17 protein-coding genes, 1 tRNA gene and 1 pseudogene are annotated in these 14943 nt (G+C 57.4%); 10 read left to right on the forward strand and 9 right to left on the reverse strand.

Going from position 1 to position 14943, the window contains the following annotated elements; translation table 11 throughout:
* The first annotated feature begins 250 nt into the window (after nt 1-250).
* A complete protein-coding gene (locus AFK66_RS13710; RefSeq protein ID WP_007781689.1) occupies nt 251-2524 on the forward strand; it encodes a TonB-dependent siderophore receptor in 2274 nt (757 codons plus the stop codon).
* 38 nt (nt 2525-2562) lie between these two features.
* Nucleotides 2563-3231 carry an enterobactin synthase subunit EntD gene (gene entD, locus AFK66_RS13715; protein WP_165688907.1) on the forward strand — a complete coding sequence of 223 codons (669 nt, stop codon included), beginning with the start codon at nt 2563-2565 and terminating at the stop codon, nt 3229-3231.
* On the opposite strand, the gene AFK66_RS13720 is transcribed toward entD, so the two are convergent.
* Nucleotides 3200-3913 carry a GNAT family N-acetyltransferase gene (locus AFK66_RS13720; RefSeq protein WP_007781679.1) on the reverse strand — a complete coding sequence of 238 codons (714 nt, stop codon included), beginning with the start codon at nt 3911-3913 and terminating at the stop codon, nt 3200-3202. The genes entD and AFK66_RS13720 overlap by 32 nt on opposite strands.
* A gap of 182 nt (nt 3914-4095) precedes the next feature.
* Between AFK66_RS13720 and AFK66_RS13725 the strand changes: the two genes are divergently transcribed.
* Nucleotides 4096-5211, forward strand: a complete 1116-nt coding sequence (locus tag AFK66_RS13725; protein ID WP_032967989.1) for a YbdK family carboxylate-amine ligase — start codon at nt 4096-4098, stop codon at nt 5209-5211.
* 699 nt (nt 5212-5910) lie between these two features.
* Here the strand turns inward: AFK66_RS13725 and AFK66_RS23035 are convergent.
* The 3 genes from AFK66_RS23035 to AFK66_RS13745 form a co-directional block, all read right to left on the reverse strand.
* The gene (locus AFK66_RS23035; RefSeq protein ID WP_007781674.1) at nt 5911-6723 is read right to left on the reverse strand and encodes a GPW/gp25 family protein; all 813 of its coding nucleotides are present in this window, start codon (nt 6721-6723) and stop codon (nt 5911-5913) included.
* A 78-nt stretch (nt 6724-6801) separates the two neighbouring features.
* The gene (locus AFK66_RS13740; protein ID WP_007781671.1) at nt 6802-7326 is read right to left on the reverse strand and encodes a rhodanese-like domain-containing protein; all 525 of its coding nucleotides are present in this window, start codon (nt 7324-7326) and stop codon (nt 6802-6804) included.
* Nucleotide 7327: 1 nt separating this feature from the next.
* Nucleotides 7328-7633: an ArsR/SmtB family transcription factor gene (locus AFK66_RS13745; protein WP_007781669.1), complete on the reverse strand. Its 306-nt coding sequence runs from the start codon at nt 7631-7633 to the stop codon at nt 7328-7330.
* 201 nt (nt 7634-7834) lie between these two features.
* On the opposite strand from AFK66_RS13745, the gene AFK66_RS13750 reads away from it, so the two are divergent.
* Together AFK66_RS13750 and AFK66_RS13755 are read left to right on the forward strand one after the other, a co-directional pair.
* Nucleotides 7835-9028, forward strand: coding sequence for an MFS transporter (locus AFK66_RS13750; RefSeq protein WP_007781667.1), 1194 nt, complete (start codon nt 7835-7837; stop codon nt 9026-9028).
* A gap of 65 nt (nt 9029-9093) precedes the next feature.
* Nucleotides 9094-9447, forward strand: coding sequence for a DUF1304 domain-containing protein (locus AFK66_RS13755; RefSeq protein WP_007791627.1), 354 nt, complete (start codon nt 9094-9096; stop codon nt 9445-9447).
* A gap of 4 nt (nt 9448-9451) precedes the next feature.
* Here AFK66_RS13755 and AFK66_RS13760 read toward each other — a convergent pair whose 3' ends face one another.
* Nucleotides 9452-9931, reverse strand: coding sequence for an RES family NAD+ phosphorylase (locus AFK66_RS13760; RefSeq protein WP_007781662.1), 480 nt, complete (start codon nt 9929-9931; stop codon nt 9452-9454).
* Nucleotides 9932-9981: 50 nt separating this feature from the next.
* On the reverse strand, nt 9982-10365 hold the full coding sequence (locus AFK66_RS13765; RefSeq protein ID WP_007781660.1) for a winged helix-turn-helix transcriptional regulator: 384 nt from the start codon (nt 10363-10365) through the stop codon (nt 9982-9984).
* A gap of 99 nt (nt 10366-10464) precedes the next feature.
* Here AFK66_RS13765 and AFK66_RS13770 point away from each other — a divergent pair, with 99 nt between their 5' ends.
* The gene (locus tag AFK66_RS13770) at nt 10465-11193 is read left to right on the forward strand and encodes an SDR family NAD(P)-dependent oxidoreductase (RefSeq protein ID WP_007781658.1); all 729 of its coding nucleotides are present in this window, start codon (nt 10465-10467) and stop codon (nt 11191-11193) included.
* Between the two features lie 183 nt (nt 11194-11376).
* Here AFK66_RS13770 and AFK66_RS13775 read toward each other — a convergent pair whose 3' ends face one another.
* Nucleotides 11377-11886: an AraC family transcriptional regulator gene (locus AFK66_RS13775; protein ID WP_007781655.1), complete on the reverse strand. Its 510-nt coding sequence runs from the start codon at nt 11884-11886 to the stop codon at nt 11377-11379.
* Nucleotides 11887-11907: 21 nt separating this feature from the next.
* A pseudogene (locus tag AFK66_RS23185) lies at nt 11908-12147 on the reverse strand (cupin domain-containing protein); the annotation flags it as partial.
* A 95-nt stretch (nt 12148-12242) separates the two neighbouring features.
* Here AFK66_RS23185 and AFK66_RS13780 point away from each other — a divergent pair.
* Together AFK66_RS13780 and AFK66_RS13785 are read left to right on the forward strand one after the other, a co-directional pair.
* Nucleotides 12243-12635, forward strand: a complete 393-nt coding sequence (locus tag AFK66_RS13780) for a nuclear transport factor 2 family protein (RefSeq protein WP_007781653.1) — start codon at nt 12243-12245, stop codon at nt 12633-12635.
* A 72-nt stretch (nt 12636-12707) separates the two neighbouring features.
* On the forward strand, nt 12708-13394 hold the full coding sequence (locus tag AFK66_RS13785; RefSeq protein ID WP_007781649.1) for a hypothetical protein: 687 nt from the start codon (nt 12708-12710) through the stop codon (nt 13392-13394).
* Nucleotides 13395-13412: 18 nt separating this feature from the next.
* Here AFK66_RS13785 and AFK66_RS13790 read toward each other — a convergent pair.
* Nucleotides 13413-13489 (reverse strand) — tRNA-Arg (locus AFK66_RS13790).
* A 208-nt stretch (nt 13490-13697) separates the two neighbouring features.
* On the opposite strand from AFK66_RS13790, the gene folD reads away from it, so the two are divergent.
* Together folD and ybcJ are read left to right on the forward strand one after the other, a co-directional pair.
* Entirely contained in the window at nt 13698-14564 is an 867-nt protein-coding gene (gene folD / locus AFK66_RS13795; protein WP_007755817.1) for a bifunctional methylenetetrahydrofolate dehydrogenase/methenyltetrahydrofolate cyclohydrolase FolD, read from the forward strand.
* A 1-nt stretch (nt 14565) separates the two neighbouring features.
* Entirely contained in the window at nt 14566-14778 is a 213-nt protein-coding gene (gene ybcJ / locus AFK66_RS13800; protein WP_007781646.1) for a ribosome-associated protein YbcJ, read from the forward strand.
* Nucleotides 14779-14943: the final 165 nt, after the last annotated feature.

Below are 14943 nucleotides of genomic sequence, written 5' to 3' on the forward strand. Positions count from 1 at the left end.
TATCATGGGTTTACGTGAACCCGGATAATTTGATGATAATATTATTGATAATTATTTGCATTTGCAATAGCGTATTGACGCGCTGTGGGAAGCGCGTCTTTCACTCAAAACCTTAAACCGACCAGGCGTTTGCGTGCTGCCGCTCCGGGATGAGCGGGTTACGCGCAAGGCGGCTCTGGCCTATTCCATGCTGCGCCCTGCCCCACTGGGGAAGGACTTCCGGGCCGCAGCAGAGACAGCAGGATACAAAATGAATAAAAAGCTCCCCCTCTCTCTGGCGATGCTGATTAATTTGGGAATGTATGGCGCTGCGCTGCCCGCATGGGCGCAGGACAGCACCGCCCCGGTAGATGGCAAAGCAACCGACGGCGATGACACCATTGTCGTCACCGCCGCACAACAAAACCTTCAGGCCCCCGGCGTCTCGACCATTACCGCCGATGAAATCCGCAAAAACCCGCCCGCGCGCGATGTGTCGGAAATCATCCGCACCATGCCGGGCGTCAACCTGACCGGCAACTCCACCAGCGGCCAGCGCGGCAACAACCGCCAGATCGATATCCGCGGGATGGGCCCGGAAAACACGCTGATCCTGATTGACGGCAAGCCCGTCAGCAGCCGTAACTCGGTGCGTCAGGGCTGGCGCGGCGAGCGCGACAGCCGCGGCGATACCGCCTGGGTGCCGCCGGAGATGATCGAGCGCATCGAGGTGCTGCGCGGCCCCGCTGCCGCACGCTACGGCAACGGCGCGGCGGGCGGCGTGGTGAATATCATCACCAAACGCAGCAGCAACGAATGGCACGGCAGCTGGAACAGCTACTTCGATGTGCCGGAACATAAAGCCGAAGGCGCGACCAAACGCACCAACTTCAGCCTCACCGGGCCACTTGGCGACAGCGTCAGTTTCCGCCTGTATGGCAACCTGGCGAAAACCCAGGCCGACGCGCAGGACATCAACGCCGGGCATGAATCACTGCGCACCGGCAGCTACGCCGATACCCTGCCCGCCGGGCGCGAAGGGGTGGTGAACAAAGATATTAACGGCCAGGTACGCTGGGAATTCGCGCCGATGCAGGCGCTGGAGTTTGAAGCGGGCTACAGCCGCCAGGGCAACCTTTACGCGGGCGACACCCAGAACACCAACAACGACAACAAAACCAACGGACTGGTGAAAAAATACTACGGCAAGGAAACGAACCGTCTCTATCGCCAGAACTACGCGGTCACTTGGACCGGCGGCTGGGATAACGGCGTGACCACCAACACGTATGCCCAGTATGAACACACGCGCAACTCGCGTCTCGGCGAAGGGCTGACGGGCGGCCTGGAAGGGCTGTTTAACAGCGAGAAATTCTCCGATATCAACCTGAGCGACGTGCTGCTGCACAGCGAAGTGAGCATTCCCTTCGACTGGCTGGTGAACCAGAACCTGACGCTCGGCACCGAGTGGAATCAGCAGCGCATGAAGGATGGCACCTCCACCGCGCAGGCGTTGACCGGCTCCACCAGCGGCGGCGCTATCCCTGGCGTCGATTCCACCAACCGCAGCCCGTATGCCAAAGCGGAGATCTTCTCGCTGTTCGCAGAAGACAATATGCAGCTCACCGACAGCACCACGCTGACCCCGTCGCTGCGCTTCGATCACCATACCATCGTTGGCAACAACTGGAGCCCGGCGCTGAACCTGACGCAGGCGCTGACCGACGCGGTAACGCTGAAAATGGGCATCGCGCGCGCCTACAAAGCGCCGAGCCTCTATCAGACCAACGATAACTACATTCTCTACAGCCGCGGCCAGGGCTGCTACGCCAGCGCCACCAATACTGGCTGCTATCTGATGGGTAATGAAGATCTGAAGGCAGAGACCAGCGTCAACAAAGAGATTGGTCTTGAGTATAAGCAGGATGGTTATCAGGCGGGCCTGACCTGGTTCCGTAACGACTACCACGACAAAATTGAAGCTGGCTATACCCGCGTCACAGCCGTCAGCAATAAAACGGATCTCTACCAGTGGGAAAACGTGCCGAAAGCCGTGGTTGAAGGGCTTGAGGGCACGCTGAACCTGCCGGTCACCGACACCGTTCAGTGGAGCAACAACCTGACCTGGATGTTGCAGAGTAAGAACAAAACCACCGGCGATCGGTTGTCGATCATCCCGGAGTTTACGCTCAACTCAACGCTGAGCTGGCAGGTGCGAGACGATCTGTCGCTGCAAAGCACGCTCACCTGGTATGGCCGTCAGAAGCCGAAGATGTACAACTATAAGGGCCAACGCGTGACCGACAGCGGCACCAATGAAGTCAGCCCTTACAGCATCGTCGGCCTCAGCGGCACCTGGGACGTGACCAAAAACGTGAGCCTGACGGCGGGTGTCGATAACGTCTTTGACAAGCGCCACTGGCGCGCGGGCAACGCCCAGACCACCGGTAACGCCACCACCAACGCCTGGATGTATGGCGCGGGGGCGGAAACTTATAACGAATCGGGCCGTACCTGGTTCATGGGCATCAACACGCATTTCTGATAATGACGACGGCGGGCAGCGATGCCCGCCTTTTTCCGATGCAGACCACCCTCACTTCATTCACCTTCGCCGGCCACACGCTCTGGCGCGTTGATTTCGCTTCCGACACTTTCACACCTGCCGATCTGCTGTGGCTGCCGCACCACGCCATGCTGGCGAATGCTGTCGCGCGGCGTCAGGCTGAGCATCTGGCGGGCCGTATCGCTGCCGTCGCCGCACTGCGCGCGGCTGGCGCGCCATTCTCCCCGCCCGGCATCGGTGCGCACCGCGAACCGCGCTGGCCCGCTGGGTTTACCGGCAGCATTACGCACACCGGCCACCGCGCCTGGGCTGCGGTTATTACCACGCCGGGTGGCATCGGGATTGACGCTGAAAATCTGATGGACGCCCAGACGGCGCGCGAGCTGGCACCCGGCATTATCGACAACGAAGAACGCGCGCTGCTGGCCCGCACACCGCTGCCTTTCGCCTGCGCCCTGACGCTGGCGTTTTCCGCTAAAGAGAGCCTTTTTAAAGCGCTGTTCCCGCAGGTGGGCGACTGGTTCGGTTTTGATTGCGCGAAAGTCGTCGCGCTGGACGACCAGCAATTAACGCTGCGCCTCGCCTGCCCGCTCGGGCCGTTCACGCAAGCGCAATGCTTTACGCTGCACTGGCGTCAGGAGGCGCAGCAGATCCTCACGCTTGTGAACGCGCCCGGAAGTGGCTGAGCGGCTGTTTCTGTACGCCATCGGCGGTAAAATTCTCCGGCGACAGCCAGGCGCGCAGCGCGGCATCCGCCTGCGGCCATTCGCTATCAAGCAGTGAAAACCACTCGGAATCGCGGTTGCGGCCTTTACGCACCATCATCTGACGCAGTCGCCCTTCATACGTGAAGCCGAGCCTTTCGGCGGCGCGGCGCGAGGCGGTGTTCATCGAATCGCACTTCCACTCCACGCGGCGGAAACCGTGCTCAAAGGCGTCGCGCATCAACAGCCACAGCGCCTCGGTGCCGGTGACGCGGTTTTTCATGCGCGGCGACCAGGTCACGTGGCCTATCTCCAGCACGCCGTTTGCTTTATCAATACGCATAAAGCAGACCAGCCCGACCGCCTCGCCGCGCGCGTTATCCATCACCGCGAAAGGCACCAGCGACGGATCCATCACTTTTTGCGTCACCCACTCATGGCACTGCGCGAGCGTGTCGGGACGATCGCTTGCAAGCCACGTCCAGTCGCGATCGTCCGGCGCGTCCTGATATGCCGCCAGCAGCGCGGCGGCGTGCGCGTCGGCATTCAGCGGTGCCAGCGTGCAGTAGCGCCCGGCAAGCGTTGTGCGCTCAGGCATCCGTGCGCCTTTCCAGTCCGGCACTGGCGCGCCGACCTGCTGATCGTAATGGTTGAAATAAGCCACAAGCACTCCTCCTGATGGTTGTTAATAAAAAGTTATATCAGGAGTGAAACCAGGAAGATAGCGATTACGCTGCGGGAAAACCGCCCGCCGGAACTCGGTTTTATCTGAGCGTTTTCACCGCAACTGGATGATTTCGCATGACTATACTTGGAGCAAACACTTTACTGATAAGCGAGCTGCCAATGCCCCTTAAACCGTTTGCCTCTTCCGAACCCTACACTCTGGGCGTTGAACTGGAGCTTCAGGTGGTCAGCCCGCCCGGTTTTAATTTAAGCCAGGATTCCTCGACGCTGATTAGCGCGCTGGAGAGCCGCGTCACGGCGGGTGAAGTGAAGCACGATATCACCGAAAGCATGCTGGAAATTGCGACCGGCGTCTGCCGTGATATCAATCAGGTGGCGGCCGAATTCGCCGCCATGCAGCGTGAGATCCTGGCCTGCGCCCAGCAATATCATCTGATGATAAGCGGCGGCGGCACGCATCCGTTTCAGAAATGGCAGCGCCAGGAAGTCTGCGCCAGCGAACGTTACGCCCGCACGCTGGAGCTGTTCGGCTATCTCATCAAGCAGGCCACCGTCTTTGGCCAGCATGTGCATGTGGGCTGCCGCAACGGGGAAGAGGTGATGTATCTGCTGCACGGGCTGTCGCGCTTTGTGCCGCATTTTGTGGCGCTGTCGGCGTCTTCGCCATATATGCAGGGCGCAGATACCGGGTTTGCCTCCTCAAGACTCAATATTTTCTCGGCCTTCCCGGATAACGGCCCGGCCCCGTTTGCCGCCGACTGGACGCAGTTCGAGAACATGTACGCGCGCCTGGAAAGCACGAAGGTCGTGGAGTCGATTAAAGATTTGCACTGGGATATTCGCCCGAGCCCCGGCTTTGGCACCGTGGAAGTGCGCGTAATGGATACGCCATTAACGCTGGAGCGCGCCATTAATATCGCCGGATTTATTCAGGCGATTTCCCACTGGCTGCTGGAAGAACGTCCTTATAAACATAAGGCTGAGGATTACCTGATTTACCGGTTTAACCGTTTTCAGGCCTGCCGTTATGGGCTGGAGGGTACGCTGACGGATGTTAGCACTGGCGAGCAGCGCACTATTGGCGAGGATATTCTGCGCCTGCTTGATAAACTTGAGCGCTATGCCCGCCCGCTGAACGCCAGCAGCGCGCTGGAGGCGATTCACCGCTACGTGAAAAATAACGACAGCGACGTGCATCGCATTCGTGAATTTACCGCCGACGGCGGCTCGCTCTCCGAGCTGGTGCGCCTGAACGGTGAAATCTGGGCTGCCTGAAAGGCGCGTTATTCCTGAGCGGCTCCTGACTGGTTAAAGAAATTTACCTTAAATAAGGAGCCGCCTGCTCGTAAAAGCCAGCCATTCACCGCTGGCTTTTCGTTTTTCTGAAAACACCAGCTAGCTCTTTTTATTCAGAATCATCAAAGCAACACATAATAATTCGTCTGCAACCCTGTTGTAACAGGCTAACCGGTTCGCAGTAATTAGTAATGAAAAGTAATGACACCGCCACGCGCAAACAGCTACAAAATATAGTGGTTTTGCAGGAAGAACCTGTCCATTACTTGATTAATACCGGTTAACCCTCTACCATCCGCAGCCACCTGAATACAGGTTTTAAGCCGCCCCACCCGCGGCTTTTTTATTTTTTGTCGTGCAGTCATCTTTGACGGGATATCGCGCTCTGACGGCGCAGTAATTATAACACTCCGCAACTAATGATAGTTGACTTAACACAGCCTCTGATATGCTCCGGGAGAGCGAAACATGGAATATAGTTTCGGCGCGAAATGTTTTATTCTTTCGCAAATAAGCGTCTTTGTTATTTCTGTGTGCGCGTTATTTAATGACGCGCTGTGAAAAATAACAGAACGGCCTGTAACGGATTAATACCCCCTGCCAGAAGGATTTGGCACCTTTCCATTGTCCGTCGGTTTCATCCAGCAACTCAAAAGAGGCATAACGCCTCTTTTGGGCCTACAACGCCTTAAGCGTCGTTTTTTCCGTTTCAGTATCGTAACTGCCGCTGACCACCAGACCGACCGGCTCCGGCTGCCAGTAAAGCAAGGCGGCAATCTCAAACAGCAGCGTCGTACCCGGCGTGGACTGCCGCTTCGGGCGCACCACCAGCGATGCGGAAATAATCCGCGGTTCAAAGCGCAACAACGCGTTGCGGATCGCCTGTTCCACCGCAGCCCAGCTTTGCGGCGTGGCGTATTTCCCGGAAAGCGGCGCCAGACCGTGGTTAATCACCGAGTTGACCACAGCGGGATGCCGAACAGGGTCGATAAGCGTCTCAATATTAGTGTTGTTGAGCAACACGTCGATATCGCGTAACACCTGTTTCGCGCCGTTACGGCAGGCTTGCAAAGCCTGGGCATAATGCGTAAGCCCTTGCGAAACCGTCTCACGCTGGTGCGCAGACAGGTTTTTTAGTGCGGTAATAACACGCTCATTGCCATACTGGTTGATCTTCGCCACCGTCGTTTTCCCTTGCGCAGTAAGACGTAGCAACTTGCTTCTCGCATCATCAGCAGAACCCGTTTCCTGTAATTCACCGGCCATAACAAGTTTCGCCAGCATGCGGCTGACGCTGGATTTCTCAAGCCCTAAAACCTGTACCAGATGCGCCGCCGTGATCGTGCCGCAATGCTCTGCCTCAAGCAGCGTATGGACAACGGAGGGAGAGTAGTCGGTTGCCGCAAGCGTCTGATTCTTAAAGCCCAGCTCACGCACCATCAGACGCGAAGCCACACGGATGTTTTCAACCAGTTGCGGTTCAATTGACATTCACATTGCCCTCGAAGATATAGTTGTACAACACAACTATATGACGCGCGCTATTGCAAGTGAGATTCAAAAGACCCGTTATTTATTCCAGGGCATCACGGCCAGCAGTTTCGCCATCCCGCACCAGCCTGTGATGCCAGCGAACATCAGCCCGGCACCGACGAACGCCGGAATAATATAAAACGCAGGCGTAACCGTCGCGCCCGCGAGCGTGCCGCCGAGCGCCAGCGCGCCAGCAACAATTTGTACCTGACGCATCAGCGGTAAGGGCTGGCGGCGGTCAGTAATGACCGGCAAACCCGCCGCTTTCCACGCGTTCAGGCCTCCCTGCATTATCCGCACGTTTGCCGGGTGCGCTGCCGCTGTCAGTTGCTGTTGAGCTTTCTCCGTGCGCATCCCGCTCTGACAGTGAAAGATGACCATGTCGGTTTGCGCCAGTTCGTCTTTATCAAAACAGCCGGGCTGGATTTGCTCCAGCGGTAAAGCGCGGGCACCAGCGAGATGTTCCCGCCGCCACTCATCCTGCCCACGGATATCAATCAGCATGATCCTTTGCCCGGAAAGCGCGTTCACTTGCGCAGGCGTAATTAACATTGATGACATTTTATTCTCCAGGACAGTAAATATTTTTAAGCGTATGCACTACCGCCACGACCGCCTCGTTTCGGATGTGATAGCGAATAAACCGCGCCTCGCGAACGCCTGCTATCAGCCCTTCCGCTTTCATGCGCGCCAGATGTTGAGAGGTCGCCGAGGCGCTGAGTCCGCTCATTCGGCACAGCTCACCAGCTTCTGTGCCGGGGTTTTCTATGAGCACGCACAAAATCAGCAACCGCTGCGGGTGGCTTAGCGTCTTAAGTAGCGCAGCGGCTTTGTTGGCCTGGGTATGTAACGCATTGAGATCGGTCATGGTATATAGTTTAGATTATTCTAAATTTAGAAAGTACTAAACTATCAGCGGCGATGTCAACCTGCCCTGTACTGCCCCGCCTCGCTCGTTTCATTTGGTTACGTTAACGTTGTGTGACTTTTTCTATTGCCTTCATACTTTTGTGATAACAACACGATAACGCTATGACGTACCTTCAAGGATCACAGGGAGATCAAACCAATGCTGCGATCGCTACAGGCGCTCTGCCTGATGAGCTTTTTTCTGGCGGATGTGCGCGATGGGCTGGGGCCTTTTCTGGGCATTTTTCTGACGGAGCGGCACTGGCGGCCGGATGACATTGGCTTTGTGATGACGGCGGGCGGGATTGCCGCGCTGCTGGCGACGGTGCCAGCCGGGATTATGATCGACGCCACCCGTAAAAAGCGCCTGTTACTGCTGGCTTGCTGCGCACTGGTGACGCTCGCGACGCTGCTGCTCTGGTACAGCACGCATTACAGCGTCGCCGTCGTGTCGCAAATCGTCTCCGGGCTTGCTGCCGCGTTGATTGGGCCGCTTGTCGCCGGGATCACGCTCGGCCTGACCGGCCAGCATGGCTTCACCCGTCAGATGGGCCGCAACGAAGCGTTTAATCACGGCGGCAATATGGTGGCGGCGGTGCTGGCGGGCGTCGCGATGTGGCTGTGGGGCATCGGCGCGGTGTTTATTCTGATGACCGGCATGGCTTTTTTCACCGCGCTTTGCGTGCTGGCGATCCGTGAACGGGATATCGATCATGATGTAGCGCGCGGTCTTGAAGAAGGCGATCCGGCCCGTGCCGTACCCCAACTCTCTGTGCTGCTGCGTAACCCGGTGCTTATCACAACCGGGTTAACGCTGCTGCTGTTTCATCTCGGCAACGCCGCGCTGCTGCCGATGCTAAGCATGCGGGTAGCGGCCACCGGCAGCAGTCTGTGGAGTCCGGGGCTTTACGCCGCGGCGACGGTAGTGATTTCGCAGTGCGTCATGATCCCGGTCGCGCTCTTTACCTCCGCGCAGGCGCAGCGCTATGGCTATCGCAGGCTTATTCTGATTGCGCTGATTGTGCTGCCAGTACGCGCCGCGCTCGCGGCAAGCTTTGCCGGGCCGCTGTCCGTGATACCGGTGCAAATCCTTGATGGCGTCGCCGCCGGGATTTTAGGCGTCGCGGTGCCGGGCTATATTGTCAACGCACTGCGCGGCTCCGGGCATGTCAATGCCGGACAGAGCGTCATCATGCTGATGCAGGGTGCGGGCGCGGCGTTCAGCCCGGCGCTGGCGGGCACTATCGTCGCACACTCGTCATGGCGCATGGCGTTTGCCGCGCTCGGCGTCGTGGCGTTGGGCGCGCTCATCGTCTGGTGGCGTGCGGGCGAGCGGGTATCGGCGACGGCCTGATAGCTCCTTACGGGCCGGCCGCGCGTATACTGTTTTTATTGCATTCTTCCTGATGAGAGTTGCTTATGGTAGCCACCGTTCTTATTGCGCTTGTCGCCGTTATTCATGTTTACATCCTCGTGCTCGAAATGTTTTTGTGGGAGACGAAAACAGGCCGCAAGGCGTTTAATCTGAGCGCCGACTTCGCGCGCGACAGTCGGGTGCTGGCCGCCAATCAGGGGCTGTATAACGGCTTTTTAGCGGCGGGGTTATTCTGCGGGCTATGGCTCGGCGACAGCGGGTTGCCGTTTAAGTTTTTCTTTCTGGTTTGCGTGCTGATTGCCGGGATCTTTGGCGCTGTGACCGCCAGCAGGAAAATACTGTATGTTCAGGCGCTGCCCGCGCTGCTGGCGTTAATCGCGCTATGGATGGGGCTGTAAGGCCTCATTCAATAATGCGCACCTGAGTGTGACTATCCTCATTCCACGAGAAAAGCACCAGATGCCAGAGGCCGGGCGCTTTACGTGAAGGGTCAATCAGTCCGTTCATGCCCAGCGATTCCAGACGCGCGCGCACCTGCCATGACGGCGGAATGCCGCCCGCTTTCACGGTCTCCTGCCACGGCGCAATCGCGTCCTTTATGTCGATACCTGCCGCCAGAACGGCATCGGTATTGCGCAGATCAAAAATCTTCTCTGCCACCACGCTGACCTTGACGATTTCCAGGCTGGCTCTGTTATCGCGATGCGCTCGCATGGCCGCCTCAACGCCCTGCGGTGAAGAACTCAAATACAGCGTGGGTTGATCGCCCCGTGAATATCGCCCCGCCGCTCTGGAGCCCGATAACGCAAAGTGCCGGTACGCCGGATCGATCGCCCGATAAAAAACGCCTTCAATCTGGGTATAAAAAGGGGTGATATCCATAAATTCTCCGCCATATTGAGTAAGAAGTGATGCCTGCCAGACCTTATTCGTCAGACCACTTCATCGGCAGCAAGACGCTCGTCGTAAGCCACCTGCGCCTGCTCGATGGCCGCGCCATGCTGCCTGGCCCAGCTCACCAGCGCCACAAAAGGTTCCTGCAACGTTCGCCCGAGCGGCGTAATCGAATACTCAACCGCCACGGGCGATGACGCGATGACGCGGCGGTTGAGCAGTCCGTTGCGTTCAAGCCGTCGCAGCGCTTCCGTCAGGGCTTTATGCGTGATCGGATCCAGCCTGCGTTTAATGGCGTTAAAGCGCGCGGGTTGAGTGCACAATACTGTCAGAATTAATACCGACCATTTGTTGGCCACCTGTTCCAGCACAGGGCGGGTGCTGTTGATTTCAGCCAGTTGGGCAGCGATATCCGTCGACATGTGGTTACCTTCTCTATATCTGGTGTACATCAGGTGCGTAATTGACCGTAAATATACAAAATGTATCATCTGGCTTCCACTTCTCTTTCTGGAGTAGCCATGTTGAAACTTGAAGGAAAGACCGTCCTGGTGACAGGCGGCAACAGCGGTATCGGGCTTGCGATTGCGCGCCGTTTTGTGCAGGAAGGTGCGCATGTGTTTATCACCGCCAGGCGCGAAGCGCAGCTTGCCGAGGCGGTTGCCGATATCGGCGGTCAGATTGACGCCATTCCCTGCGATCTCACTAAAACCGATGATATCGCCCGCCTCTTTGACACACTTCAGGTAAAAGCCGGACGTCTCGACATTCTGGTCTACTCCTCAGGCGTGTCCGAGCCGGCGAGCCTGGAAGAGACCACCGAGGAGCATCTCGACCGCGCTTTCGGCCTCAACGTGCGCGCCATGGTGTTAACGGCGCAGCGCGCGGTCCGGCATATGCGCGACGGCGGCGCCATCGTGCTGCTCGGCTCGATCGCAGGCTCCATGGCCAATGCCGGTTACGGCACCTATTCTGCCACCAAAGCCGCGGTGTGCTCGTATGCCCGTACATGGAATGCGGAGCTGGCGCCGCGCGGCATCCGGGTCAACACGCTAAGCCCCGGCCCCACGGATACGCCGATGTTTGACAAAGTGAGCGACGAATTCAGGCAAATGATGAATGCACGCATCCCGGCCGGGCGCTTAGGAGACCCCGACGAAGTGGCGGCGGCAGCGCTGTTCCTTGCCTCGGATGAAAGCAATTATATCAGCGGCGCGGAGCTGGTTATCGATGGCGGTATGACGGCGTAAACGGCATTCGTTGAGGTACCGCGCGCCGGTGGCAGAAAAACCGGCGCGCGTATCTCCGGATGCGCTGTCATCACTCACCAGTGACGCCTGCGTTAGCGGCGTCTTTATACGCAAGCGGTGTCTGGGATTAGCGAAGCACGGGCGGAAGAGTGGCTCAAGGTTGTTTGTTCAGGCCGCCAGAAATCAAATCTGATACCGGCCAGGCGTCGTGCCAAACACCCGGCGAAATAAGGCAATAAACGTGCTGACATTGTCGTAACCCAAATCCAGCGCAACCGCAGTGACAGGTTTACCCGCCGCCAGAAGTTCGAGCGCTTTTAGCAACCGCACGCGCTGTCGCCACTGCGTAAAGCTGAATCCGGTTTCGGCACTGAATCGTCTCGTCAGCGTGCGAGAGGATAGCCCGGCCCATGCGGCCCACTCCTCCAGTCTGCGAGCGTCATCTGGCCTGGCTGAAAGCGCCCGCGCGATCCTGATAAGGCGCGCATCCTGCGGCATGGGCAGCCCGAGGTTAACCTGGGGCAGTGACGCTATCTCATCAAGAATGACGCCAGCGAGCCGTTGCTGCGATGCTGTAAGATGATTTTCCTTCCAGGTTGCCGCGCGTGTCACCGCCTCTCTTAACAGGCCGGAAAGGGTGAGAATACACGGGTCATCGGGTAAGGCATCGCAGGCCGCCGCCGCGATATACACATTCCATCCTGAATAAGGGCCATGTGAACATATACCGTGTGGCGTTGCCGGAGGTATCCAGACCGCATGCGTTGCAGGCACCACCCAACGGGCATTCCCGGCATCAACCGTCAGCAGGCCTTGCTCGGCGCCAAGGAGCTGTCCACGCGCGTGCTGATGCAGGGGCGTTTCCCGTATCGCCCCCGAGCGGCGCAACACGGCCATTAACACGGGTCCGTCTGTCGACGAAGCAAGGGATAAGGGGATTAGCGAATCAGTCATCAGTGGCGTCAAAAGATTATCAGATGTCTTTTATAGCGTACTGAAGCCACCCTCCTCAACGGTAAACTGTCTGCAAACCACACAGAGGAACTCCCATGCAAACTTTTACCATTGATACCGTTCTGAATGCCCTGCTTAACCAGCAGGAACGCCCGCTTGAAGACGTGCTTGATAGTTACTTTAGCCCTGACTACCGGCAGCGCACCGATGGTGCCGGGGACGACCGTCAGGGGTTCGCTCATCATGCACGTAAACTGAGGGAACTCATTTCGTTCGCCAGCATCGATGTGCTTGATGAACTGCGCGACGGGAGACGCTACGCCACCCGGCACCGTGTTCAGTGCACAAAGCGCGACGGAGAAGAGGTGGTGATGGAGGTCTATATGTTCGCCGAAACCGACGACAAGGGACGTTTCACCCGCATTGAGGAAACGACGCTTATGCTCGAGGGTAAAGCGCACGATCGCGATTTAGGCAGCGCGCGATAAAGGCGGCGAATCTGGTAGCAATACGTTTCATAATGAATACTCTGTACTAACCCCCATGCTATAAGGTCAGTCATGAACCCGACAAGTCTGCAAAACAAGTACCGTACCGCGAACGAAAATACTCTCGCGATCTGGTCGAAAAACGCAGGCATCGGGGAAGTCAGAAAAGAAAATTACTACGATCCGCTAAAGCTTGCGCTTGCCACCGGCATACAACCGACCGTACCCGTGAAGGTTTCACGTCTGCTGTGCGAACTACAACAACTCACACAGGATGATCCGCTTGCCGATATTCTGCCTGCCCACGGTTTTCATTTTACTTTTTTACCTCTGACGTTACCGCTTTATCACGTAAACGAGCCATTGCCAGCCAACGTGGAGCAATTGACCACGCTCTGGACTCAGTTTGATGAGAAAAAAATTATTATCCGGAATCTTCAGTTAGTGGCGCTGCCTGGTCAGTTACTGCTGGCGGGAATTCCTGAGCATCCTGCGATAGCCATGCGCCACTCATTCTGCGACAAGGTTCTGGAGAGTGACTGGAAACATGAATTACTGAGGCGTCACACCGGCAGTCCACTGCCCGCGCCATTCTGGCACAGCACGCTTCTGCGCTATAACGCCGCGTTTTTGCCCGCCACGCTACGTCAATTTTTTCTTAAGCATCAGAACATGGATTTCGGCGATGTCACCGGGGAACTGATATTAGCGAGGGTTAACTACAACTGGACGCAATGTTATCCATTAAGGATTAACTGAAAGCCTGATGAATAATCATGGCGCGCCCTGCAGGACTCGAACCTGCGACCCACGGCTTAGAAGGCCGTTGCTCTATCCAGCTGAGCTAAGGGCGCCTCGTGAAGAGGCGTTTCACGTATTCTCTGCCGGTAGCAGTGTGAAACGCCTGGAATTATACGGTCAGTACCAGGTGAGTCAATGGCTTTCGAACCGCCTGCTGGACAATTGAGCGAAAGACACAAACGAAAACTGACAGCACGGCGCGCTTCTGACAGAATATCCTCATCCCCTCTTCTTTTGATTACAGACGGAATCTTCTCTCTGATGGCAGCAAAGATTATTGACGGTAAAACGATTGCGCAGCAGGTGCGGCTTGAAGTTGCCGAAAAAGTGAAAGCGCGCGTGGCGGCTGGAAAACGCGCCCCCGGGCTTGCGGTTGTGCTTGTCGGCGCGAACCCGGCGTCGCAGATTTATGTCGGCAGCAAACGTAAGGCGTGTGAGGAAGTGGGCTTTGTGTCCCGCTCTTACGATCTGCCGGAAACTACCAGCGAAGCTGAACTGCTGGCGCTGATTGACGAGCTGAACGCCGACGCCGCGATTGACGGCATTCTGGTTCAGCTGCCGCTGCCGGCCGGTATCGATAACGTGAAAGTGCTGGAGCGCATCGCGCCGGATAAAGATGTGGACGGCTTCCATCCGTACAACGTTGGCCGCCTGTGCCAGCGCGCGCCGCGTCTGCGTCCGTGTACGCCGCGCGGCATCGTCACGCTGCTTGAGCGCTACAACATCGACACTTACGGCCTGAATGCCGTAGTGATCGGCGCGTCCAATATCGTCGGCCGTCCGATGAGCATGGAGCTGCTGCTGGCGGGTTGCACCACCACCGTGACTCACCGCTTCACCAAAAATCTGCGTCAGCATGTCGAAAATGCCGATCTGCTGATTGTCGCGGTCGGCAAGCCGGGCTTTATTCCGGGCGAGTGGATCAAAGAAGGTGCCATCGTGATTGATGTCGGCATCAACCGACTGGAAAACGGCAAAGTGGTCGGCGACGTGGTGTTTGAAGACGCCGCAGAGCGCGCCGGTTATATCACGCCGGTACCGGGCGGCGTTGGCCCGATGACGGTCGCCACGCTTATCCAGAACACGCTGCAGGCGTGCGTTGAATACCATGACGGCGAGGAGGCATAACATGGCAACATTTTCTTTAGGTAAACACCCTCACGTCGAACTGTGCGATCTGCTGAAGCTGGAAGGCTGGAGCGAAAGCGGCGCGCAGGCGAAAATCGTGATTTCCGAAGGTCTGGTGACCGTCGACGGCGCGGTGGAAACCCGCAAGCGCTGCAAAATCGTTGCCGGACAAACCGTCAGCTTCGATGGCCAGAGCGTCATGGTCACGGCGTAATGCCCTCACGCCCTCTCGATGAGGGGGCGTTGATTCTCCGCTTCAGAACCTTTTCTTATTGCCCTTACCCACCCTCTCATCCTCTTTGCGCGTAACGCCTGCCCGGCCCGTTTTCTAACCGACTTCAAAGAATCAGCAAATCTTCTGGCGAAACGTTAAATAGAT

This window comes from Cronobacter malonaticus LMG 23826, from assembly GCF_001277215.2.
Classification (GTDB): Bacteria; Pseudomonadota; Gammaproteobacteria; order Enterobacterales; family Enterobacteriaceae; genus Cronobacter; species Cronobacter malonaticus.